The organism is Natronobiforma cellulositropha (assembly GCF_025629245.1).
Classification (GTDB): Archaea; Halobacteriota; Halobacteria; order Halobacteriales; family Natrialbaceae; genus Natronobiforma; species Natronobiforma cellulositropha.
The window spans coordinates 19,771-42,239 of the sequence record NZ_JANZXN010000014.1; the positions used below are offsets into that span (position 1 = coordinate 19,771).

The following is a 22,469-nucleotide window of genomic DNA, read 5'->3' on the forward strand; positions in this document are numbered from 1 at the left end:
ACCTCTGTTCACCTCGATCTGCGTCCGAACGAGCCGCAGGTCCAACCCATTAATTCGTGTCAGGAACGCCTTCTATATAATTCTCGTGACCAACTCATCAGCCGATTTGTAAATCATTACTCTGTTGGTAATAATTTATCGCTACCGGGAGACGGCGCCACGATGGCTGGCCGAATACACGTCACCTGATAGCCAACCGATGGCGTCGGTCGCGACGACCGCACGCATAGCTGACAGCTCTTCGACTACTCGAGGACGACCGCCACCGACGCCGCGACCTCGCGCGCCAGTCCCGCCTTCGTCCCCTCGTAGCGCGCCGCGTCGTTCGCGTGGACCAACAGCGCCCGCGTCCGGTCCTCGCCCATCACGCTCGCGTCGTTGGCGACGACGAACGCACAGCCGACGCGCTCGAGCACCCCGCGCGCCGCTTCGATCATCGCCGCCTCGTCGGCGCCGGTCTCGGCTTTGAAGCCGACGATCGCCAGGTTGGGGTGGCGCTCGCGCACCGCATCGAGCAGTTTCGGCGTCGGCTCGAGTTCGAGCGTCAGCTCCTCACCCGAGCGGATCTTCTCCTCGTGCGCCTCGAGTGTGTAGTCGCTGATGGCGGCGACCGAGACCAGCGCGTCGGCGGCGGCACAGACCTCGACCGTCGCCTCCCGCATCTCCGCCTCGCTCTCGACGCGGCGGACGTCGGCGTAGGGCACCTCGCCGCCGTCGTGGACGAGCGTCACGTCCGCGCCGAGGACGTAACACGCCCGTGCGACCGCCCGCCCGGTCTTGCCCGACGAGCGGTTGGTCAGCACCCGAACCGGATCGACCGCCTCGCTGGTCGCCCCCGAGGTGACGACGACGTGTCGTCCCTCGAGCGGCCGTTCACCCACGGCGCGCGCGACGCCGGAACAGATCGCCTCCTCGCTCGCGAGTTTCGCCTTCCCCTCCTCGAGCCGTGGCTCGACGAACTCGACGCCCCAGGACTCGACGCGCTCGAGTGCCTCGAGCACGCCCGGGTGGTCGTACATCGGTTCGTGCATCGCAGGGGCGATCACCACCGGGAGACCCGCGCCGAGCGCCGTCGTCGCCGTCGTCGTCACCGGCGTGTCGTCGACCGCGGCCGCGATCTTGCCGACGGTGTTCGCCGTCGCGGGCGCGACCAGGAGCGCGTCCGCCCAGCCGTCGTAGCCACAGAGTTCGACGTGTTCGACCCGGCCCGTAATCTCCGTGACGACCGCCTCGCCGGTCGCGAACTCGAGCGCCCAGGGGTTGATGATCCCCTGCGAACTGTCGGTCGTGATGGCTCTGACCGACGCTCCGTGTCGGCGCAGTTCGTGTGCGAGTTCGACCGTCTTCACCGCGGCGATCGACCCGGTGACGCCGAGTGCGACGTTGACTCCCTCGAGCATTCGCCTCTCGGTAGGAGAGTCAGCGGTTTAGGGGTATGGATTGGGACTCACTCGGCCGCCGACCGGCCAACGAGGACGAGCACGACGAGCGAGAAGAGCGCCATGATCGCCTGCGAGACCGCGGCAACGGGCCGGTCGACGTCGCCGCCAGTTGCGAGCGAGATCACGTCGGTAATGCCCTGGAAACTGCCGACGAGACCGAGCAGCGCCAGCACACCCAGGCCGTAGACGGCGACCGCGCGCCGGTCGGTGTTCCGTCCCACCTGTCCGAGCGCGACGAACGCCACGCCGAAGATCGACGGGATGAGTGCCGTCGCGCTCGCGAAGTCAGAGAGTGCGTAGGCAACCACGCCGAGTACGACCAGGGCGGTACCGATGGCGATCCCCGCGGTGTACGTCGTGTCGTCGATGTCGCTCATATCGCATCTCTTGACCTAGCAGACGAGTATAGCTTTCGCTCGCTCTCGACGGCTGTTCTCACACCCTCACACGAGCCTCGCGCTCGCTCGAGTGCGTCCACCGAACCTCGCCCCGTTACTACTCGACGCTCGGGTGCATCGTGGGTTCGTCCTCGAGCGGGTCGGCGAAGCGCTCGAGGACCGTCTCCCGGGCGCGCTCGTCGCGGGAACGACGCTCCTCGTCGTCGATCTCTTCGATCGCCGGCGGCACCTCCCGGCCGCGGCCGGTGAAGTAGCCCTCCGGGGCGACCCAGTCGTGGTAGAAGGGCGTCCCCGAGTCGTGGATCACCGCGAGACCGACCTTCGCGCCGTGGCCCGCGGAGACGACCGTCTGGTGTGGCTCGCCCGCGATCCGTCCGGCGGCGTACACCCCGTCGACGCCCGTCCGCCCGGTCTCGTCGACCTCGAGGAAGTACTTGCTCCCGGCCTGGCGGCGTTCGACGCCGAGACCGACGAGGTACTCGCTGTCTGGCCAGGAGGCCGCGACGACACGCCGGGCCGTCAGCGGGTCGCCACCGTCGGTTTCGACGGCGAACCCCGCCTCGGGGTCGTCCGCCTCGAGCGCGCTCACCTCGCTCACCCGTCCCAACTCGAGTGTCGCCCCCGCCGTCGCCGCCTGCTCGCGGACCAACTCGAGGTAGCGTCTGGCGTCGACGCCGTCGGGAAAGCCGGGGTAGTTCTCGAGGCTGGCGTTCCGTGCGAGGATCGACTCGCCGCCGTCGACGACGACCGTCTCGAGTCCGGCGCGGGCGGTGAAGATGGCGCTCGCGAGACCCGCGACGCCACCGCCGACGATGCATACGTCTCTCATGGTGTCCCGTTGTGCGGGCGTGGTATTCAAACGTGGTGGGTTCCCACCGGGACCGTGGTGCGTCCCCGCTCGAGATGGAGGGGGAGTCACCCGGCCGCTCGAGCGCTTACAGGCTCTCGAAGAGCGCTACGACGTCACCGAAGCCGACACTGCCGCTCCCGGAGAAGTCGAAGGCGTCGACGTTCCCCTGGACCGCTGGCTCGTCGAGGTGTTCGAAGAAGACGACGACGTCGTCGCTGTCGAGTCGTCCGTTGCCGTTCAGGTCACGGTAGAGACCGTCCCCGTCGACGTCGCGTGCGGTGTACTCGCCGACCTCGATGCCGTCGTCCTCGCTCTCTCCTGCATCCTCGAGTTCGACCACCCGTCCGAGAAACAGCACGGTGTTCGTCTCGCGGTGGCGGATGAGAAACAGGAACGGCCGGTCGGCGACGAACTCGAACGCCGGGGCTGGCGGCTCAGACTCGTCGCCGACGATGACGGCCGTCGCCGCTGCGGCCTCCGTTCCGAACTCGTCGACGCCGATGAACGTCTGCTGGAAGACGTCGTCGATGTAGAGCGTGTGGTCGTCCCCCTCGAAGTCTTCGGGCATCTCGTCCTCGTCGACCATCCCCGAGAAGTTCGCCGTCGACGGTTCGAAGGCGGCTTCGACGCCGAGCGCCTCGAGCGTCTCGACGAGCGAGAAGTCCGATTCGAAGGAGAACTGAGGGAGCGAGACGCTCCCGTAGGTCGGCTCGAGTGCCTCGAGCATCGTCTCGAGCGTCGCCCCGTCGAGCGACGCCTCGACCGCCTCGAACTCGCCTTCGGGTGGGAGGAGACAGACCATGTCGACCTCTTCGCCCGCGTACGGCAACGAGACCACCTGTGTGCCGTCGACCTCGGCGTAGGGGAGGCGTTCGGTCTCGGCGTGGTGCATCAGCTTCGCCGTCACCGTCTCGCCGGTGAGCGTCGTGAACGGTGCCTCGGCGGTCAACTCCTCGAAGAACGGCCGCTGCCAGTCGGCTGCGAAGTAGACCGCGTTCGTCAGCACGAGTCGGGTGAGTTCGTCGAGACTCCCCTGCGGGAGGAGGTCCTCGATTCGCTCTTCGGTCTGCGCTTCGACCCAGGCGTTGATCTCCTCGCGGGCGGCTTCGGGGTCCGCCCCGTAGTCGACCTCGTTCATCCCGGCACCGTAGTGTGTCGAGAGGCGCTCGAGGAACGCCTCCGAGAACGGGTAGCCCGCCTGGCCCCAGAGCGCGTTCGCCGTGCTGAGCGAGAGTTCTCCCGGCGGTGCTACCTCGTCGTCCCAGTCTTCGCCGCTGCTTTCTTCGTCGTCCGTCGACACCGACTCGAGGAGGTCGTCTAGCTGGCCGTAGACGGCGTGGAGTTCGTCCTGCTCGTAGGGGAATCGGAGCGCGTCGGCGAGTTCGATCTCGGTCTCTCCGCGCGCACCGGCCCAGGTCATCGCGAGGGCGATCGAGGCGCTGTACGGCGACACCAGCAGGTTCGCTCCGGGGTCTTCGGCCACCAGTTCGTGGTGGACATCGAGACCGAAGGCGCTCACGGACGCGCCAAGTTCGCCCACCGTAGCGGAGCCACTCGAGCCCTCCGTTGCCGTCGCGTAACTCGAGAGGAACAGTCCGACCAGTGCGGCCGACGATCCGGACAGTACCCGTCGTCGGTTTAATTCCATGACTCGTTGTTGATTTTAACCCCACATAACTGTTCGGGGATTGTCTGTTTCGGTGGATGATCACTCCCCGGTTCCCGACCCAGCGACGGACGGCTGTGGACCCCGATAGCAATCCTTACAGTCGACTCGAGTCATAGCGAACGCGTGGATAGAATCGTCCTCAGCACGGTCGTCTACCGCACCCCCGAGGAGACCTTTCCCTACCTGTCTGCGTTCGAGCGCTACCCTCACTACGCCGAGCACCTCGAGTCGGTCACCGCCCGCGGCGATGGGGGTCCCGGCACCGAGTACGACCTGCGCCTGGCCTGGTGGAAACTCCACTACACGGCCTACTCGAGGGTGACGGCGATCGAGGAGCCGACCTCGCTGCGCTGGGAGTTACGGAAGAACCTCGACGCCGAAGGTGAGTGGCGGATCGAACCCGAACCCGAGGCGGCCCCCGAGGACGAGGAGACGGCGAGTCGGATCTACTTCTCGGCGAGTTACGACCCGCACTCGGCGAACGAGGACGCCATCTCGCTCCCCCGGTTCGTCTCGCTCGACTGGGCGATTCGGAAACTCCGCCCGCGGCTGCTCGCCGAGGCCGAGCGCGTCGTCCGCCGCCTCGTCGCCGACGTGGAAGGCACGCCTCGGGACGTCGAACTGGTCGTCCACGAATCGCCCTGACCCGTTCGAATCTCCTCTCTGGCACCTGATGGCAACTCACTTAGCGCTCGCCCGAGAACGACGGCTATGCAACGGGTGACCCGCTCGTGTACGTGATCGTCGTCGGTGCGGGGGAGGTCGGCTCGAACATCGCCGCCAGCCTCGCAGACGACCACGACGTCGTCGTCGTCGACCAGGACTCCGCACGCGTCGAGGCGATCACCTACTCGCTCGACGTGCTCGCACTCGAGGGTGACGGCACCTCGCTCTCGACGCTCGAGGAGGCCGGTGTCGAAAAGGCCGACATGGTGATCGCGAGTACCGACCGCGACGAGACCAACATCGTCGTCTGCGGGACGGCGAAGACGGTCGACGATCCGTTCACCATCGCCCGGGTGAAGAAGACGGACTTCCTCGAGACGTGGACCCGCTCGAACACCGCCTTCGGCGTCGACTTCATGGTCTGTACGGACCTCCACACCGCCGAGGCGGTGGTCAGAATCACCGGCTTGCCGGGCGCACACGACGTCGACACCTTCGCCAACGGGCTGGTCCACATGGCCGAGTTCGAAGTCGACGAGGAGAGTCCGATCGCCGGCCATACCGTCTTCGAAGCCGACCGCTTCGAGTCGCTGACGTTCGCCGCACTCATCCGACCCGACGACATCGTCATCCCACGCGGTGACACCATCATCCAGCCCGAAGACAACGTCGTCGTCATCGGGAGCCCCGAGAGCGTCCGCGGCTTCGCCGGCTCGCTCACCCCGGAGCCGACGCTCGAGCAGGCGAACGAGATCGTGATCGTCGGCGGCGGCGAGATCGGCTACCAGACCGCCCGCCTCTTCGAAGAAGAGGGACTCTCACCACGGCTGATCGAACGCGACCACGACCGCGCACGAAAACTCGCAGAGACGCTCCCGAACACGCTCGTCTTAGAGAGCGACGCGACCGACATCGACTTCCTCGTCCGCGAACACGTCGACGAGAGCGACATCGTCGTCGCCGCCCTCGACAGCGACGAGAAGAACCTCCTGGTGAGCTTACTCGCCAAACGTATCGGCGTCGACCGCACCGTCGCCGTCGTCGAGTTCGGCGAGTACGTCGACCTCTTCGAGACCGTCGGCGTCGATGTCGCCGTCAACCCCAGAGTCGTCACCGCCGAAGAGATCACCCGCTTCACCCGGAAAGAACACACCGAAAACGTCGCCATCCTCGAGTCCGACCGCGCCGAAGTGCTCGAGATCGAAGTCGACCGCGACAGCGTCCTCTTCGGCAACCGCATCATGGACGCGATGGCCGACCTCCCCGACGCCATCGTCATCGGCGCGATCACCCGCGACGGTGAGCTGATCACCCCGCGCGGCGAAACCGTCGTCGAACTCGGCGATCACGTCGTCGTCTTCGTCGACACCGAGGTGCTCGAGGCGGCGGCCGACGCGCTGTGAGCCGAGGTCGGCGTGGCGTGGCTCGAGGCCAGTTCCTGCCGCTCGAGTGGCCGTTCTACTCCGGCGGCGAGCCGCCGTAGCGCATGAAGACGTAGACGAGCGAGAGCGTCGAGATCATGCCCGCGATGCTCGCGATGACGAGCGTCCACGCCGCGTCGGGAACGAGGTCGACCGGGCCGGTCGCCATCTGGGCCGCGTCCGGGTCGACGATAATTTCGGCCGTCATCTCTGGATGGGGCGTACAGATGTACGGGTACGTACCCTCGACCTCGAAGGTATGTTCGTAGGTGTTGCCCTGTCCAGCGAGTTCAGGGTGGCCTTCCCAGTCTGCGCCTTCGGGCTGTGCACCTTGATCCGGAGTCACGTCGTGTTGAATTTCTCCCTCCCAGACCCACTCGACGGTGGTTCCGGGTTCGATCGTCAGTGAGTCCGGCTCGAAGTAGTTGTCGCCGACGATGACCGTCTCGGTCTGGCCGCCTTCCTCCTCCTCGCCGTCATCGTCGTCACCGTCGTCACCGTTTTCGTCGTCCTCCTCTGCGAGCGCACCCTGGCTCGCACCGGCCGCCGCGGCGACACCGGCGCTGCCGACCAGAAAGCCACGTCGCGAGAGTGATTCGTCGTCCTCGAGTGGGTTCATGGCTGGTCGTTAGAAACGCCCGCTACTGAAATCTTCGGTTCCGTCGTTCGGATCCGACTCTCGAGTCTCGGCCCGCGAAACCTCCTCGAGCGCCGTCTCCGGTCTCGGCCGGCCAGCTCACACTGGGCTCTCGAGCCGTTGCGCACCTACAGCGTGTAGTCGTGCTCGCCGTCTTCGCTCTCGAGGAATGCCTCGAGTAACTCGATCACCGCGACGATGTCGTCGACGTGGGCGACCTCGGTCGGGGTGTGTAGGTAGCGCGTCGGGACGGAGATGGCTCCGACGGGCTTCGCGCCGTGGGCCTGCTGGAAGCCCGCGGTGTCGGTGCCGCCAGCGGGGAGGATCTCGAGCTGGTAGTCGATCTCCTCGGTCTCGGCGACGGCACGCAGCCGCCGGTGGACCTTCGGGTTGGTGATGACGCTCGAGTCTTTCAGCTTGATCGCCGCGCCCTCGCCCAGCCTGGTCACGTACTCACCCGCGTCGAAGCCGGGGACGTCGTTGGCGACGGTCACGTCGAGGGCGATCGCGAGGTCCGGGTCGACGTCGACGCCGAGCGCTCGCGCGCCGCGCAGGCCGACCTCCTCCTGGACGGTCGCCGCGAAGTGGATCGTCACGTCGGGATCGTCGATCCGGCGGGCGGTCTCGAGCATCGCGAAGAGACAGACGCGGTCGTCGAGCGCCTTGCCGGTCACGGTCTCGCCGACGCGCGTGGTCCGCTGCTCGAGCGTCACGAGGTCGCCGGGTGAGACGCGCGCTTCGGCCTCGTCGGTGGGGAGACCGAGGTCGACGTAAACGTCTTCGACTCTGGCTTTCTTCTCGCGTTCGTCGTCGTCGAGGGTGTGTGGCGGCGGTGAGCCGATCACGCCGGGGAGGTCGCCCTCGTCGGTGTGGACCGTCACCCGCTGGGCTTTCAACACGCGGGCGTCCCACCCGCCGAGGGCGTCGAGCTCGAGGAAGCCGAAGCCGTCGTCGTTCCCACGGACGTGGCGGACCATGAAGCCGATCTCGTCCATGTGTGCGCCGACGACGACGGCGTACTCGGAGGTCCCCTCGAGCGTGCCGACGACGTTGCCCATCGCGTCGGTCTCGACGCGGTCGACCGACGCCTCGAGGTCCTCGACGACGAGCTCGCGGATGCGGTCCTCGTAGCCGGGAACGCCGCTCGTCTCCGTGAGTTCGACCAGTCGTGAGAGGTCGAACGGAAGCTGTGACATACCCGCCCGTGTGTAGTCGACCGTGATAAACACGCGGAATCGTGCGGTTCACGTCGACGGCTGGCAGCGTCGGTACGGCCCGGGGGTGGCAGCGTCGGTACGGTGCGGGGGCTGACAGCCTCGGTGTTGTTTGAGGGACGACAGCACCGGTGCGAGCTGAGGACCGATTCGAGTCTACCAAACTGTTTGGGGACCATCGGTATCAGTCGGGGAAACCAACGCTTCTGTGCGGGGGTGAGACGTCCCAGTACCAACGTCCGAGCGTCCGGCCCGGCCGGTCCGCCGTCCCCCTTTTCGATTCTGCCCACCCGGTTACACCGACTGTCCCGTCGGAGCAATCCCCGATGCAGCCGATCGTTCACCTCGCTGTCGGCTACCTCTGTTACGCCGCCGTCGCGCGCTGGCGCTACGAGCGCGTCCCGCGGGACGCCCCGGCAGCCGTCGCCATCGTCGGCGCAGCCCTCCCCGACCTGCTCGACAAACCGCTGGCCGCCCTCGGCGTCGTCCCCGTCGGGCGGACGGTCGGCCACTCGCTGCTGTTCGCGATTCCCCTGCTCGCTGCCGTCTGGCTCCTCGCTCGAGCGAGCGAGCGCGAGACACTCGCCCTCGCGTTCGCCGTCGGCTACCTCTCTCACCTCGCGAGCGACGTCCCCTGGCACCTCCTCTCGGGTGACTACGACGAACTCGGCTTCCTGCTCTGGCCGGTCACGCACATGCCCGCCTACACCGGCGTCAAGCCACTCGCCAGCGTCGCCGGACTCGAGGTGACGACGCTCTGGCTCGAGGCGGTGATCTTCCTCGCGGGCGTCGCGCTCTGGTGGCACGATGGACGGCCCGGACTCGCCCGGTTCTGGCGCTAGTCGTCCGGCGTCTCCGGTTCGACCGCGGAGAGGCGCATCGCGTTGCCGGTCACGCCGAGGCTCATCCCCATGTCGCCGACGACGACCGCGTGGACGATGGTGACGAGACCGAACGGCGTCCCCGCCGCGAGGACAGCCTTGACGGCGAGACTCGAGCCGATGTTCTGGCGGATGACACGCCCCGCCTGCCGCGAGAGGTCGAACAGGTACGGCAGGCGCGTCAGGTCGTCGCCCATCAGCGCGACGTCCGCGGTCTCGAGGGCGGTGTCGGTCCCCGCGGCCCCCATCGCGATGCCGACGCTCGCGCTCGCCAGTGCGGGCGCGTCGTTGATGCCGTCGCCGACCATCGCGACCGGGCCGTGTTCGCGCTCGAGGCGTTCGATCCACTCGAGTTTCTCCTCGGGGAGCAGTCCGGCGTGGTACGCCTCGATACCGACGGCCGAGGCGATGGCCCGCGCGGTCCCCTCGTTGTCGCCGGTGAGCATGACGGTCTCGATGCCCGCCGCCTCGAGTTTCGCGACCGTCCACGCCGCCTCCGGGCGGACCTGGTCGGCGACGGCGAGCAGGCCGAGCGGGCGCGCTTCGGTGCCGACGAGGACGACCGTCTTCCCCTCGTCCTCGAGCGCCGGGACGACCGACGAGAGCAGGTCGAGACACGCCCCCCGCGAGCAGCGCTCGTCCGTGGTGTGCGCTCCCGCCAGCACCTGCCCGCCGTCGGTCGCGTGAACGTGCGAGAGGTCGGGACCCTCGAGGTTGGCGAACAGCCCCGGCTTGCCGACGTAGTGGGTGACGCCGTCGAGGTCTGCGCGCACGCCCCGTCCCGTCAGCGCCTCGAACCCGTCGACGCTGATCTCCTCGCCGATGCCGCGGTCGTCTGCCGCGGCGACGACCGCCTCACCGATCGGGTGCTCGCTCCGGCGTTCGATCGCCGCCGCGCGGGCGAGTACCGTCTCCTCGTCGGTCCCGTCGAGGGCGACGACGTCCGTCACGCGCAACTCGCCGGTGGTCAGCGTGCCGGTCTTGTCGATGGCGAGGACGCGGCTCTCACCGGCGGTCTCGAGGTGGCGACCACCTCTGATCAGTACGCCGTTTCGCGCGGCGCTCGTCAGCCCCGAGACGACGCTCACCGGTGTCGAGATGACGAGCGCACAGGGACAGGCGACGACGAGCAGCGCGAGTCCACGCAGGAACCAGGTGTTCCAGTCTCCGCCGCCGGCGAGCGGCGGCACCACGGCCAGGGTGAGTGCAGCGAGGACCACGACGGGCGTGTAGACGCGCGCGAACCGGTCGACGAACTGTTCGCGCTCGGTCCGCTCGCGTGTCGCCTCCTCGACGGTGCGCACGATCCGGGCGACCGTCGACTCGCGCGAATCGCTCGTCACCTCGATCTCGAGGTAGCCCGACTCGGCGATCGTTCCGGCGTAGACCTCACTGCCTTCGGAAACGTCGACGGGGACGCTCTCGCCGGTGATCGGGGCCTGGTCGACCGAACTCGCCCCCGACCGAACCACACCGTCGGCCGGGAGTTTCTCGCCGGGGCGGACGACGACGAGGTCGCCGACCTCGAGCGCCGAGACGGGGACGTGCGCCTCGTCGCCGTCGGCCCGCCGAACCGTCGCCGTCTCCGGTGAGAGCGCCAGTAACTCGCGCAGCGAGTCTCGCGCCCGGTCCATCGAGTAGCGCTCGAGCAACTGGGCGACGCTGAAGAGCACGGCGAGCATCGCGCCCTCGAAGGGGTGGCCGGTGAGCACGGAGCCGACGATACCCGCGCTCATCAGGAAGTCGATGTCGAGGCTCAGGTTCCGCGCCGAGTAGAGACCGTTGCGCAGGATCGGCGTGCCGGCGAGGGCGATTGCCACGAGAAAGCACAGGTCGGAGACGGACACCGCCCCGGCGGGCGCGAGCGTGAACGCGACCGCGTTTGCCGACGGGACGAGGAAGTGTACGGCCATGCCGACGGCGAGCGCGATCCCACCGAGGAGCGTCGCAATCGCGCGTCTGCTCCGCAGAATCGGTGCCGACGGAGCGAGTCGGGTCTCCGTTCGCTCCTCGAGTACCGACGCCTCGTAGCCGGCCGACCCCACCGCCTCACAGAGCGTGCGCTCGTCGACCGGCTCTCCGAGCGTGACCTCGACGCGCCCGGTCGCCGGGTGTGTCTCGACTCCTTCGACGCCCGGCACGCCCTCGAGCGCTCGCTCGACGTTCCTCGCACACGACGCACAGTCCATCTCGGGTACCGAGAGGTCGACTCGCGAGGCGGGCATCTCGACGGCGTAGCCCGCAGCCTCGACGCGTTCGCGTACCATCCCGCTCGAGACGCTCGCGTCGGTGTACACCACGAGCCTCGCGCTGGCGACGTGTGCCTCGGCGTCGTCGACGCCGTCGAGTGTCTCGACGCCCTTCGTCACTTTCCCGGCACAGGAAGCACAGTCCATCTCGGGGACGCGAAACTCGAGCGTCCGCGCCCCGCCATCCGTCGAATCCGTTCGCCGCACCATCTGTCTCTGTGCGATCTAGCAGCCGCGGCCGGATACAGGTTATTTGGCGCACGCCAACTCACAGTTCGTCACCGGCCACGAGCGGTCGCTGGCGCGGCGGTCCCCGCCGGCCGTCACCGCGTCGCGGCGAGTGACTCGAGTGCGTCGGCTTCGACGAACGCCGTCGCGAGCGCGGCTTCTGCACGGCGCAGCCGGTAGGAGAGCGTCGAGCGGGGCACCGCGAGCGTGTCGGCGAGTTCCGAGAGGTCGGTCCGACGCGGTGTCTCGTAGTAGCCGTGCTCGACGGCGGCGTGGAGTGCCCGGCGCTGCTCCTCTGGAAGGTCCTCTCGCTCGTCGCTCGTCCGTTCCGGATCGAGTTCGGTCAGCCTGAGCATCTCCATGCCCGCACACTCGCCGACCTCCTCGCCGAGTGCGTCGAAGAAGGTGTAGACTGGCGTCTCGCTCGGGAGGACGATCCGCCAGCGGTAGCGACGGCGCTCGCGGTCGGTCTCGAAGAGCAGGCCCTCACCGAGGTGCTCGAGGGCGACGTGAGGGACCGACGTACAGGCGTCGGTGCGCTCCCAGTAGGTGTAGACGACGAGCGTATCCGCCGAGCGGTCGAGCACCTCCGTCTCGCAGTCGGCCCCACAGTCGTCTTTGACGAGACAGTCGGCACAGTAGGCGGGCGTCTCGTAGGCCCGCTCGAGCGCCTCGAGCGCCTCCTGCGACCCGGTCGCGTGGTCGACCCGCCAGAGGCTCTCGGGGGTGACGTGACACGACAGGGAGCGGATCGTCGCAGCCGGATACGCCTCGAGGACGTCGGCGACCGAGTCGGTCCCGGGTTCGTACTCGAGGGCGAAGACGAACTCTCGCATGGCTCTCGAGAGGGTCTCGAGAGGCAAAGGGTTCCCGCTCGGCGCACGGAAGCGGGTTCTTTCTCGCTCGAGCACGTCCGTTCGCCACCGACGCGATGTACGCCGTGACCTCGTGGCTGGGCGGTCTGTGGGCGTTCTACAGAGAAAACAAGGCGAGTGCCTCGGGGCTTGACCCCGAGGGTGAAGCCGACACTTAGACGTGTTCTGTCCGCTCGATGTACCGCTCAATCGTTTCTGTTGAGACTGTTCCTGCCGTTCCGATGTAGTACCACTGTTCCCAGAATCCACCACCCCACAGATACTCCTCCAAGAACGACTCGTGCTGTTCCCACATCTCCCGCGCCGTGATGCTCTTGACAGTTCGTACAATCTCGCTCGGGGCGTGTCGTTCGAGAATCTCTGATTCTCGTGATGACGAAAGACTTCGTCTTTCGAACCACTTCGGATGGGCTGACAAGAACAGGTGTACGTGGTCGGGTGAGATGTGGAGTCGTTCGAGAGACACAGTCTCTCGTGATCCCGAAAATCTACGATTTTCGGACGACGACAGTATCCCGTAATCGTACTCGTCGCACACGTTGCGAAAACTCGCTTCCAGCGAATCCTCGATGGGTTCGAGAATCGAGTGGCGGTATTTCGGACACCACACGAAGTGGTAGTTGACGTTGTACACCGTGTGATTCGACCGCTTCTCGCCCATATCGAACCCACTCCACCAACACAGTTAAGTATATCCAAAATATATACATAGGTATGGTGAATCGCTTTGAAATCGACGGCGAGGAAGTTCTCGACGGTGAGGTCAAACCGTTCGGGAACAGTGCCCACGTCACCGTTCCTAAACGCTGGCGTGGGGCCGACGTGAAAGTCGTCCGAACCTCAGAACCCGCCAAACAAGACGAAGAATGACAGGCTCACAGGCTCACAGGCTCACAGGCTCTCGTCAAGACTCTGGACTTCCAACTCAACATCCAGAGTGACAACAAGAGCCTGTTGTACGACGCCACGCTCGAAGCCCGCTCGGTGTACAACGAAACCATCCGTCTCGCCAAAGAAGGTGTGGACTGGAATACGATTCCCGACCGCGTGGCAGACGACGCCAACCTCGTGAAGAACACGACTCAGCGCGTTGTCGCCAAGGCTCTCGGAGCGATGGAGAACTACTACGAGTACGACGACTTCGGGCTCCCGAGCCACACCAAGGACGGTGCGTACCCGCTTCGTGCGAACTACGAGGAGGGGTACAATTTGTCGCTCACCGACGATGGCAACGTGGCGTTCCGAATCAGCGCGAAACCGTACAACCACGTCAAGGGCGTCCTCGAAGGGAGTGACGCTCACCTCGATATTCTCCAGACCGCACTCGAAAGTGACGAGTGGAAGATTGGGACGGCGGAGGCCCTGTTCCACAACGACACTCCTGAGTTGCACGTCAACGTCACCAACACCGGACAAACAGTTCGGGACAAGCAGGACTCACGGACGGTTGTCGGCGTGGACGTGAATGAGGACAACGTGGCTCTCACCGCACTCTCCGAGGGTGGCGTCGAGGACTCGTTGGTCATCGACTTCCCCGAAATCAAGTTCGAGCGCCACCGCTACTTCACGATGCGGAAGCGCGTGCAGAACGCCGGGAAAGACAGCATCCACGACACGTTGGAAGGGCGCGAAGAACGGTTTGTCCGCGACCGACTCCACAAGGTATCTCGGCACATCGTGGAGTGGGGCCAACAGTTCGAGAAGCCGTGCATCGTCTTTGAAGACCTCAAAGAGATGCGCGACAGTATCGACTACGGCACGCGAATGAACCGACGCTTGCACCGCCTCCCGTTCCGCGCCCTACAGTTCTATACGTCGTACAAGGCGTCGTTCAAGGGCATCCCGACCTCGTGGATTGACCCTGCGTACACGAGCCAGCGGTGTCCGATGTGCGGACATACGGAACGTGCGAACCGTCACAAGAAGCGGTTCAAGTGCAAAGACTGTGGTCATCAAGACCACAGCGACCGTGGTGCAAGCGTTAACATCGCCGTGAAAGGCGTGAAGAAACTCGATTGGAATGTGCCTGCTCTCAACAGTCTTCCCGTTGTTCGGAAGGTGTCGTTCGAAAGACGGAGTCTTTCGTGATCACGAAAATCTTCGATTTTCGGACGACGACGGCAGGCATCGGGGGCTGTGGACGCCCCGACCGTGACCCGCCCGACCGTTCGAGGCTATCAGGCCGATGGTCGGATGGGAGTGTCCGACTAAACCACGGGAAGCCTCGGGGCTTGACCCCGAGGCAGTTCACCTCGAGTACACACACCGGCCGGTTCACACCGCCGCGTCGGCGGCGCTCGCCATCTTCGGTCTGCTGGTCGTCGTCGACCCGTGGTTCGCCGTCGTCGCCATCGGCGCGTACCTCCTCCCACCGCTCGTGCTGTACACGCTCGAGGAGCGACCACGCCGGCCGGGGGGACGCGAACCGGACTCCCCACCGGCCGCATCTGACCGCCCGGATGAACCGGGCGGGACCGACGGGTACGGGTCGGCAGACGGCGATACGGACACCGACGGGGACACGGATACCGACGGGGACACGGATACCGACGGGGACACGGATACCGACGGGGACACGGACACGGATACCGACGGGGACACGGACACGGATACCGACGGGGACACGGACACGGATACCGACGGGGACACGGATACGGACGGCGATACCGACAGCGGAACCGGCGGGCAGGCGAGCCTTCGTCGGGACCGACGGGACGAGCACTGACGGGACCGCGGTCGGCCGGTTCGAACCTGTCCGTTTCGCTGACCTTGGGAGAATCCTGCACTGACCTTATCCGTCCTGGTGAACTGGTTCGTTCATGAGTGACCGGGTGAGAAACGCCGACGGCCGTGCTCAGAGTGAGGTATGCGAGGGGGGCGCAGGCCGGGACTATCACACGCTCGTCGACGCGGTCGACGACGGACTCTACCAGCTCGACGCCGACGGCTACTTCGTCACGGTGAACGACGCGATCGTCGAACGCAGTGGCTACGCCCGGTCGGAACTCATCGGTGAACACGTGTCGGTACTCCTCGAGCCAGCCACGATCGACCGGATCGAGACCGAAATCCAGCGCCGCCTGACGGGCGAGCGCGAGACCGACCGTATCGAATTCGTCCTCGAGGCAGCGACCGGCGAGGTGGTCGCCTGCGAACTGACGATCAGCCTCCTAGTCGACGACGGGACGTTTCGGGGGACGGCTGGCGTCGTTCGCGAGATCACCGACCGGTCCGGCCGCGACCGGGTCCGTGAGCAGTGGGAGCGACGCACCGAGCAGGTTCGCCGTCGAGAACGGTGTGAGGCGATCCTCGAGACGATCGACGACGGGGTCTACGTCCTCGACGCCGACCGCCGCTTTACGATGGTCAACGACGGCTTCGCCAGCCTGGCTCGCGTCGATCGGTCGGACCTCGTCGGCCGCCACGTTTCGACCGTCTTCGGTACGGAGTTCGACGCGCTCGAGCGTGCGCACGCCACCGGTGAGGAGTCGTCGGCCGCACCGTTCGAGGGGACGATCCACCGCGGCGACGGCGAGGAACTCGTCGTCGAGAACCGCTCGACGGTTCTCACGTCTGGACCGCTCGAGGGCGAGCGCATCGGCGTCGTCAGGGACATCTCGGGACGGAAAGCACGCGAGCGGACGCTCGAGGAGTCAGAACAGCGCTACCGCACGCTCGCGGAGTACTTCCCGAACGGAATCGTCACGCTGTTCGACCACGACCTGCGCTACACGCTCGCCAGTGGACAGGGCTTCGCGAAGATCCCGGTCGAAGCGGCCGATCTCGAGGGGCGCCACTTCAGAGATGTTTGGCCGCCCGAAACCGCCGACGAACTCGAGCCGATCTTCCTCGCGGCGCTCGCAGGGACGGAGCGCTCGGTCGAACTCGAGTACGCGGGCCGTGAGTGGGTCGTCCGTGCCGTTCCGATCACCGACGAGCGAGGCGACACGTTCGCCGGGATGACGATGGCCCAGGATATCACCGTCCAGAAAGACCGCGAGCGCTACCTCCGGGACGCGAAGGCGAAACTCGAGGCGGCGACCGAGGCGGGTGCGATCGGCACCTGGGAGTGGGACATCGAGGCGGACCGGATGGTCGTCGGCACGTCGTTCGCCGACACCTTCGGCGTCGACCCTGACGCGGCCGAGACCGGCGTCCCACTCGAGCAGTTCATCGCCTCGATTCACCCCGCCGACCGCGAGCGGGTCGTCGCGAGCGTCGAGCGAGCGGTCGAAACCGGTGGGGCGTACGAAGAGGAGTATCGCGTCCGTGACGCCGACGGCGACCTCCGCTGGGTGGTCGCGCGCAGTTCCGTCACGTACGACGACGCGGGCGACCCGCAGACGTTCCCCGGTGCGCTCGTCGACATCACCGACCGGAAGAACGCCGAAGAGGAACTGAAGCACCACAAACGCCAGCTCGAGACGCTGTTCGAGGTGTTGCCCGTCGGTGCCGTCGTCGCGAGAGCGGACGGCTACCTCGTCGAGGCGAACGAGACAGCCACAGAGATCTGGGGTGGCGACGTCTTCGACGCGGAAGCCGTCTCGGAGTACGACCGGTACACCGCCTGGTGGCCCGAGAGCGGCGACCGCGTCCAGCCGGACGAGTGGACGATGGCGCAGGTCTTACGCGGCGAGGAGGTCACCGAGCCGAACGTCTACGAAATCGAGGCGGTCGACGGGACGCGAAAGATCATCATGGAACACGGCATGCCGGTTCGAGACGACGATGGCGACGTCCAGCTCGGGGTCGTCACCCTCTCAGACATCACCGAACGCCGCGAGTATCGCCGCCGCCTCGAGACAGCCGTCTCGAAACTCGAGGCGTCGAACGAACGCCTCGAGCAGTTCGCCTACGCCGCCAGCCACGACCTCCAGGAGCCGCTCCGGATGGTCTCGAGTTACCTCCAGCTCGTCGACAGCCGGTACCGTTCGGACCTCGACGAGGAGGGTCGGGAGTTCCTCGCGTTCGCCATCGACGGTGCCGACCGGATGCGCGAGATGGTCGACGGCCTGCTCGAGTACGCCCGCGTCGACACGCGTGGCGACCCGCTCGAGCCGGTCGACCTCGAATCCGTCTTCGACGCGGTGGTCGGCGACCTCGCGGTCGGTATCGACGAATCCGGTGCCGTGGTGACGTCCGAATCGCTGCCCTGTGTCTACGGCGATGCGAACCAGCTTCGGCAGGTCTTTCAGAACCTGCTCAGTAACGCGATCACCTACGCCGGAGACGAGCCGCCACGAATTCACGTCTCTGCGGAGCGACACCGCTCCGAGTGGCTCCTCTCCGTTCAGGACGACGGAATCGGCATCGACCCGGCCGACGAAGACCAGGTCTTCGAGATCTTCCAGCGCCTCCACAGCCGCGACGAGTTCGACGGCTCGGGTATCGGGCTGGCGCTGTGTAAACGGATCGTCGAGCGCCACGGCGGCGAGATCTGGGTCGACTCCGCACCCGGCGAGGGGGCGACCTTCTCCTTCACCCTCCCGGCCGTCGACGACGACCAGTGAGACCGACGCGGGGACCGCCGCTCGCGTCGCCGCGACCCATACGTTCTCGAGGCGGCCTTCCCAAGAGCCGCCCATGACCGACCACGCGAACGCTGGCTACCGTCGCCTCTTCGAGGAGTTCTCCGTCGGCCTGTTCTTCCCGATCACGACCACTTCTGAGCCCGTTCCGCCGCTCGAGGACCAGCTCGAGCTCGCGCGCTACGCCTGCGACCTCGGCTTCGACGCGCTCTGGTTTCGCGACGTGCCGCTGTTCTGGCCGCCCTTCGGCGACGCGGGCCAGGTGTACGACCCCTGGGTCTTCCTCTCGCACATCGCTGCCCACACCGAGGAGGTCGCGCTCGTCACCGGATCGATCGTCCTCCCGCTCAGACACCCGCTACACGTCGCGAAGGCCGCCGCATCGGTCGACCGCCTCTCCGATGGGCGGCTCGTCCTCGGCGTCGCCAGCGGCGACCGCCCGCCGGAGTTCCCCGCCTTCGGCGTCGAGGAGGCTGCGCGCGGTGAGCTGTTTCGCGAGAGCATCGACGTCCTCCGGACCGTCTGGGCCGAGCCGTACCCGGAACTCGAGACCTCGCTCGTCGACCTCGACGGCTCGATGGACCTGCTGCCGAAGCCGACGGCCGAGACGCTCCCCCTGCTCGTCACCGGCCACGCCCAGCAGTCGCTCGAGTGGATCGGTGACCACGCCGACGGCTGGGTCTACTACCAGCGCGATATCGCGGACCTCGAGGACCAGCTCGCCGAGTGGCGCGAGGTCTCTGGTGGGGAGAAACCCTACGTGCAGGTGCTCCACGTCGGACTCGAGGACGACCCGACCGCCGGTCCGGAGCCGGTCCACCAGGGCTACGCCGCCGGGAGCGAGTGGTTCGCAGAACACCTCCGCTCACTGGCCGACTGCGGTGTCGACCACGTCGTGATCAACATCCGGCGGACGGCCGACGGCCGCGGCCCGCGGGACGTCCTCGAGCGGTTCGCGAGCGAGGTACTCGAGGCGGTGTGAGCGTCACTGTGGCGTCTCTTGGGGAGCGATTACAGCCCCTTGCCGAGTAACTCTCGAGCGATGATGTTCTTCTGAATCTCGCTGGTTCCCTCGTAGATCTGGGTAATCTTCGCGTCGCGGTAGAAGCGCTCGACCGGGAAGTCGTTGACGTAGCCCGCCCCGCCGTGGATCTGGACGGCTTCGTTCGCGACCTCGACGGCGACGCGAGAGGCGTACTCCTTGGCCATCGACGCCAGCCGGGTGATGTCCTCGCCCTGGTCGACCTTCCAGGCGGACTTGTACGTCAGCAGGCGGGCCGCTTCGGTCTTCGTGTGCATGTCGGCGAGTTTGTGCTGGATCGCCTGGAAGTCGCCGATGGGACGGCCGAACTGTTCGCGCTCTTCGGCGTAGGCGAGTGCGGCCTCGCTCGCGCCCCGGGCGATGCCGACGCCCTGTGCGGCGACGGCGGTCCGCGTCTGGTCGAAGAAGTGCATCTGCTGGAGGAACGCGGCGTTCTCGGTGCCGACGAGGTTCTCCTCGGGGACGCGAACGTCGTCGAAGACGAGTTCGGCGGTGTCGGACGCCCGGATACCGAGCTTTCCGGTGATCTTCTCGGCGCTGAAGCCGTCGCGGTCTGCCTCGACGATCAGCTGTGAGAAGCCGTTGTACCGCCCCTCAGCGTCGGGGTCGGTCTTACAGAGCACGACGAAGAAGTCGCCGACGGTCCCGTTCGTGATCCACATCTTGGTGCCGTTGACGACCCACTCGTCCCCATCTCTCTCGGCGGTCGTCGACACCGAGGAGACGTCGGAGCCGGTGTCCGGCTCCGAGATCGCCGCCCCGGAAATCATCTCTCCGAGTGCGACCGGCTCGAGAAAGCGCGCTTTCTGCTCGTCGGTGCCGAACTCGAGGATCGCCTCACAGCCGAACGAGGAGGCGACGATCGAGAGCGCGATACCCGGATCGACGGCGAACAGTTCCTCGACGATCAGCGTCGTATCGAGAATCGAGTAGCCCGCTCCGCCGTACTCCATCGGGATGTACGACCCCGTCAGCCCCATCTCTGCGGCCCGTTCGACGATCTCGTGGGGAAACTCCTCGGCGACGTCGTACGCCTGTGCGTGCGGTTCGATCTCGGCTTCGGCGAAGCGCCGAACCTCCTCGCGAATCTGTCGTTGTTCCTCGCTGAGTCCGAACTCCATGGCTGCCTATTCTACCTGAACGATCACAATAGTTGTGCCTGGCAGTAAACGTTCTCCAGGTTTATTTCCTGAGCGGGGGAAACGTTGAAACGGGTTCCCGGTGGATGGACCGTATGGAACTCGAGGATATCAACACCGTCGCAGTTCTCGGTGCGGGGAACATGGGCCACGGCATCGCCGAGGTCGTGGCGCTCGCGGGCTACGACGTGTCGATGCGCGACATCACCGAGGAGTTCGTCCAGGACGGCTACGAGTCGATCGAGTGGTCGCTCGGCAAACTCGTCGAGAACGACCGCCTGAGCGAGGCGGAGGCGGACGCGGCCCTCGAGCGCGTGACGCCGCTGGTCGACGTCGAGGAGACCGTCGCGAACGCGGACGTCGTCATCGAGGCCGTCCCCGAGCGGATGGACGTCAAGAAGGAGGTCTACGAGGAGGTCGAGTCGCACGCACCCGACCACACCATCTTCGCGACCAACACCTCCTCGCTGTCGGTGACGGAACTCTCCGAGGTCACCGACCGCCCCGAGCGCTTCTGTGGGATGCACTTTTTCAACCCGCCGATCCGGATGCCGCTCGTCGAGGTCATCAGCGGCGAACACACCACAGAAGAGACGCTCGAGGTGATCGAAGCGCTCGCCGAGGACATCGGAAAGACGCCGGTACGCGTCCACCGCGACGAACCCGGCTTCATCGTCAACCGGATTCTCGTCCCGCTGATGAACGAGGCGGCGTGGCTCGTCCACGAGGGCGAGGCGACCGTCGCCGAGGTCGACTCGACCACCAAGTTCGACATGGGCCTGCCGATGGGCGCGTTCGAACTCGGCGACCAGGTCGGCAACGACGTCAGCTACCACGTCCTCGAGTACATGCACGAGGTGCTCGGCGAGGCTTACGAGCCGTCGCCGCTGTTGGTCGAGAAGGTCGAGAACGAGGAACTCGGCAAGAAGACCGGCCGCGGCTTCTACGACTACGAGGACGGTCCCGGCGCGGAGATTCCGTCCGACCAGGGCAGCGAGGAGATCCAGGCGCGACTGCTCGCCACGATGGCCAACGAGATTGCGAAACTGATCGACGGCGACGTCGCCTCGCCGGCGGCCATCGACGAGGCGGTCACCCTCGGCGGCGGCTTCCCCGATGGCCCCGTGAAGATGGCCGACGCCTACGGGCTCGGCGACCTCCTCGAGACGCTCGAGCGCGCCTACGACGACCACGGCCACGAACGCTACGCCCCCGCCGCCTACCTCGAGACGCGTGCGGGCGAGGGCGGCTTCTACGAGGTGGGCGAGGACGAGACGGTCGCGTTCGAGACCATCACCGTCGAGTACCCGGCCGAGTACGTCGCCAGACTCGCCATCGACCGCCCACACCGCATGAACACGATCAGCACGGAGGTGCTCGAGGAACTCTCGGCGGCGATCGACGACCTCGAGACCGACGACGACGTGCGTGCAATCCTCCTCACCGGCGAGGGCGACCGCGCCTTCTCGGCGGGGGCCGACGTCCAGAGCATGGCTGCCGGTGGCGGCGACGCCATCGAGGGGATCGAACTCTCGCGGACGGGTCAGCGCGTCTTCGGCAAACTCGAGTCCTGTGACCTGCCGGTGGTCGCCGCCATCGACGGCTACTGTCTCGGCGGTGGGATGGAACTCGCCACCTGCGCGGACATCCGCATCGCGAGCGAGCGCGCCCAGCTCGGCCAGCCGGAGCTGAACCTCGGGCTCATTCCCGGCTGGGGTGGCACCCAGCGCCTCGCCCACCTCGTCGGCGAGAGTCGGGCGAAGGAGATCATCCTCACCGCCGAGCGCTACGACGCCGAGACGATGGCCGACTACGGCTTCCTCAGCGAGGTCGTCCCGGCCGAGGACCTCGATGCGCGCGCGCTCGAACTCACCGCTCAGCTCGCCGGTGGCCCGCCCATCGCCCAGCGCTTCGTCAAGCGCGCGATGCTCGCCGGCCGCGACGACACCGACGCCGGACTCGAACTCGAGGCGACCGCGTTCGGCCACCTGATGGCGACCGAGGACCTGATGACGGGGATCACGGCCTTCATGAGCGACGACGACCCGGAGTTCTCGGGCAGGTGAACCACCAGACGTCGGTTCGCCCGTCGGCCCGCTCGCTCACACCCCGTCTGCGGCCGCTGGTTCCGGCCGCTCGAGCAGTGGCACGCTCACTGTCCACACCTGTTGGCGCAATTTCATTTGGGCGCGAGATTTATCACCCATACCCACCATGTATCGGCCGTGTC

General features: G+C 66.6%; 18 protein-coding genes and 1 pseudogene. 9 read left to right on the forward strand and 10 right to left on the reverse strand.

Annotation, left to right across the window (positions count from 1 at the left end; genetic code table 11):
* Positions 1 to 245 precede the first annotated feature (245 nt).
* The 4 genes from coaBC to N0B15_RS05430 form a co-directional block, all read right to left on the reverse strand.
* Entirely contained in the window at positions 246 to 1,400 is a 1,155-nt protein-coding gene (coaBC, locus tag N0B15_RS05415; protein WP_263018496.1) for a bifunctional phosphopantothenoylcysteine decarboxylase/phosphopantothenate--cysteine ligase CoaBC, read from the reverse strand.
* 47 nt (positions 1,401 to 1,447) lie between these two features.
* Positions 1,448 to 1,819 carry a hypothetical protein gene (locus N0B15_RS05420; protein WP_263018498.1) on the reverse strand — a complete coding sequence of 124 codons (372 nt, stop codon included), beginning with the start codon at positions 1,817 to 1,819 and terminating at the stop codon, positions 1,448 to 1,450.
* Between the two features lie 118 nt (positions 1,820 to 1,937).
* Positions 1,938 to 2,669, reverse strand: a complete 732-nt coding sequence (locus tag N0B15_RS05425; protein ID WP_263018499.1) for an NAD(P)/FAD-dependent oxidoreductase — start codon at positions 2,667 to 2,669, stop codon at positions 1,938 to 1,940.
* A gap of 106 nt (positions 2,670 to 2,775) precedes the next feature.
* Positions 2,776 to 4,338: a serpin family protein gene (locus tag N0B15_RS05430; RefSeq protein WP_263018501.1), complete on the reverse strand. Its 1,563-nt coding sequence runs from the start codon at positions 4,336 to 4,338 to the stop codon at positions 2,776 to 2,778.
* 144 nt (positions 4,339 to 4,482) lie between these two features.
* On the opposite strand from N0B15_RS05430, the gene N0B15_RS05435 reads away from it, so the two are divergent.
* Positions 4,483 to 5,004, forward strand: a complete 522-nt coding sequence (locus N0B15_RS05435; RefSeq protein WP_263018503.1) for an SRPBCC family protein — start codon at positions 4,483 to 4,485, stop codon at positions 5,002 to 5,004.
* A gap of 86 nt (positions 5,005 to 5,090) precedes the next feature.
* Positions 5,091 to 6,428 (forward strand): Trk system potassium transporter TrkA, encoded by a 1,338-nt coding sequence (gene trkA / locus N0B15_RS05440; RefSeq protein WP_263018504.1) that lies wholly within the window; start codon positions 5,091 to 5,093, stop codon positions 6,426 to 6,428.
* 55 nt (positions 6,429 to 6,483) lie between these two features.
* Here the strand turns inward: trkA and N0B15_RS05445 are convergent, their stop codons facing one another.
* A complete protein-coding gene (locus tag N0B15_RS05445) occupies positions 6,484 to 7,065 on the reverse strand; it encodes a cupredoxin domain-containing protein (protein ID WP_263018505.1) in 582 nt (193 codons plus the stop codon).
* 146 nt (positions 7,066 to 7,211) lie between these two features.
* Positions 7,212 to 8,279, reverse strand: a complete 1,068-nt coding sequence (locus N0B15_RS05450; protein ID WP_263018506.1) for a M42 family metallopeptidase — start codon at positions 8,277 to 8,279, stop codon at positions 7,212 to 7,214.
* A 344-nt stretch (positions 8,280 to 8,623) separates the two neighbouring features.
* Between N0B15_RS05450 and N0B15_RS05455 the strand changes: the two genes are divergently transcribed.
* The gene (locus N0B15_RS05455; protein ID WP_263018507.1) at positions 8,624 to 9,139 is read left to right on the forward strand and encodes a metal-dependent hydrolase; all 516 of its coding nucleotides are present in this window, start codon (positions 8,624 to 8,626) and stop codon (positions 9,137 to 9,139) included.
* Here N0B15_RS05455 and N0B15_RS05460 read toward each other — a convergent pair.
* From N0B15_RS05460 to tnpA, 3 genes are all read right to left on the reverse strand, one after another.
* Positions 9,136 to 11,637 carry a heavy metal translocating P-type ATPase gene (locus N0B15_RS05460; RefSeq protein WP_263018508.1) on the reverse strand — a complete coding sequence of 834 codons (2,502 nt, stop codon included), beginning with the start codon at positions 11,635 to 11,637 and terminating at the stop codon, positions 9,136 to 9,138. The two genes, N0B15_RS05455 and N0B15_RS05460, sit on opposite strands and share 4 nt — an antisense overlap.
* A gap of 113 nt (positions 11,638 to 11,750) precedes the next feature.
* Positions 11,751 to 12,491, reverse strand: a complete 741-nt coding sequence (locus N0B15_RS05465) for a helix-turn-helix domain-containing protein (protein ID WP_263018509.1) — start codon at positions 12,489 to 12,491, stop codon at positions 11,751 to 11,753.
* Between the two features lie 193 nt (positions 12,492 to 12,684).
* On the reverse strand, positions 12,685 to 13,191 hold the full coding sequence (tnpA, locus tag N0B15_RS05470; RefSeq protein ID WP_263018510.1) for an IS200/IS605 family transposase: 507 nt from the start codon (positions 13,189 to 13,191) through the stop codon (positions 12,685 to 12,687).
* A gap of 53 nt (positions 13,192 to 13,244) precedes the next feature.
* Here tnpA and N0B15_RS05475 point away from each other — a divergent pair, with 53 nt between their 5' ends.
* The 5 genes and pseudogenes from N0B15_RS05475 to N0B15_RS05495 all read left to right on the forward strand — a co-directional run bounded on the left by N0B15_RS05475 (position 13,245) and on the right by N0B15_RS05495 (position 19,040).
* Positions 13,245 to 13,400: a DUF2080 family transposase-associated protein gene (locus tag N0B15_RS05475; protein ID WP_084777756.1), complete on the forward strand. Its 156-nt coding sequence runs from the start codon at positions 13,245 to 13,247 to the stop codon at positions 13,398 to 13,400.
* Between the two features lie 42 nt (positions 13,401 to 13,442).
* Positions 13,443 to 14,741: pseudogene (locus N0B15_RS05480) on the forward strand (RNA-guided endonuclease InsQ/TnpB family protein).
* Positions 14,716 to 15,255, forward strand: coding sequence for a hypothetical protein (locus tag N0B15_RS05485; RefSeq protein ID WP_263018514.1), 540 nt, complete (start codon positions 14,716 to 14,718; stop codon positions 15,253 to 15,255). The pseudogene N0B15_RS05480 and the gene N0B15_RS05485 overlap by 26 nt, the downstream one beginning before the upstream one ends.
* Positions 15,256 to 15,349: 94 nt before the next feature.
* Positions 15,350 to 18,040, forward strand: coding sequence for a PAS domain S-box protein (locus N0B15_RS05490; RefSeq protein WP_263018515.1), 2,691 nt, complete (start codon positions 15,350 to 15,352; stop codon positions 18,038 to 18,040).
* A 73-nt stretch (positions 18,041 to 18,113) separates the two neighbouring features.
* A complete protein-coding gene (locus tag N0B15_RS05495; RefSeq protein WP_263018516.1) occupies positions 18,114 to 19,040 on the forward strand; it encodes an LLM class oxidoreductase in 927 nt (308 codons plus the stop codon).
* A gap of 29 nt (positions 19,041 to 19,069) precedes the next feature.
* On the opposite strand, the gene N0B15_RS05500 is transcribed toward N0B15_RS05495, so the two are convergent.
* Positions 19,070 to 20,221, reverse strand: coding sequence for an acyl-CoA dehydrogenase family protein (locus N0B15_RS05500; protein WP_263018517.1), 1,152 nt, complete (start codon positions 20,219 to 20,221; stop codon positions 19,070 to 19,072).
* A gap of 113 nt (positions 20,222 to 20,334) precedes the next feature.
* Here N0B15_RS05500 and N0B15_RS05505 point away from each other — a divergent pair, with 113 nt between their 5' ends.
* Positions 20,335 to 22,305, forward strand: coding sequence for a 3-hydroxyacyl-CoA dehydrogenase/enoyl-CoA hydratase family protein (locus N0B15_RS05505; RefSeq protein WP_263018518.1), 1,971 nt, complete (start codon positions 20,335 to 20,337; stop codon positions 22,303 to 22,305).
* Positions 22,306 to 22,469 lie beyond the last annotated feature (164 nt).

Bases quoted from the DNA above. Each gene is read 5' to 3' on its own strand.
- tnpA (WP_263018510.1), bottom strand. From the start codon at position 13,191: ATGGGCGAGAAGCGGTCGAATCACACGGTGTACAACGTCAACTACCAC.
- N0B15_RS05430 (WP_263018501.1), bottom strand. From the start codon at position 4,338: ATGGAATTAAACCGACGACGGGTACTGTCCGGATCGTCGGCCGCACTG.
- N0B15_RS05495 (WP_263018516.1), top strand. From the start codon at position 18,114: ATGACCGACCACGCGAACGCTGGCTACCGTCGCCTCTTCGAGGAGTTC.
- N0B15_RS05445 (WP_263018505.1), bottom strand. From the start codon at position 7,065: ATGAACCCACTCGAGGACGACGAATCACTCTCGCGACGTGGCTTTCTG.
- N0B15_RS05500 (WP_263018517.1), bottom strand. From the start codon at position 20,221: ATGGAGTTCGGACTCAGCGAGGAACAACGACAGATTCGCGAGGAGGTT.
- N0B15_RS05460 (WP_263018508.1), bottom strand. From the start codon at position 11,637: ATGGTGCGGCGAACGGATTCGACGGATGGCGGGGCGCGGACGCTCGAG.
- N0B15_RS05420 (WP_263018498.1), bottom strand. From the start codon at position 1,819: ATGAGCGACATCGACGACACGACGTACACCGCGGGGATCGCCATCGGT.
- N0B15_RS05455 (WP_263018507.1), top strand. From the start codon at position 8,624: ATGCAGCCGATCGTTCACCTCGCTGTCGGCTACCTCTGTTACGCCGCC.
- N0B15_RS05475 (WP_084777756.1), top strand. From the start codon at position 13,245: ATGGTGAATCGCTTTGAAATCGACGGCGAGGAAGTTCTCGACGGTGAG.
- N0B15_RS05465 (WP_263018509.1), bottom strand. From the start codon at position 12,491: ATGCGAGAGTTCGTCTTCGCCCTCGAGTACGAACCCGGGACCGACTCG.
- N0B15_RS05490 (WP_263018515.1), top strand. From the start codon at position 15,350: ATGAGTGACCGGGTGAGAAACGCCGACGGCCGTGCTCAGAGTGAGGTA.
- N0B15_RS05450 (WP_263018506.1), bottom strand. From the start codon at position 8,279: ATGTCACAGCTTCCGTTCGACCTCTCACGACTGGTCGAACTCACGGAG.
- N0B15_RS05425 (WP_263018499.1), bottom strand. From the start codon at position 2,669: ATGAGAGACGTATGCATCGTCGGCGGTGGCGTCGCGGGTCTCGCGAGC.
- coaBC (WP_263018496.1), bottom strand. From the start codon at position 1,400: ATGCTCGAGGGAGTCAACGTCGCACTCGGCGTCACCGGGTCGATCGCC.
- N0B15_RS05485 (WP_263018514.1), top strand. From the start codon at position 14,716: ATGGTCGGATGGGAGTGTCCGACTAAACCACGGGAAGCCTCGGGGCTT.
- N0B15_RS05505 (WP_263018518.1), top strand. From the start codon at position 20,335: ATGGAACTCGAGGATATCAACACCGTCGCAGTTCTCGGTGCGGGGAAC.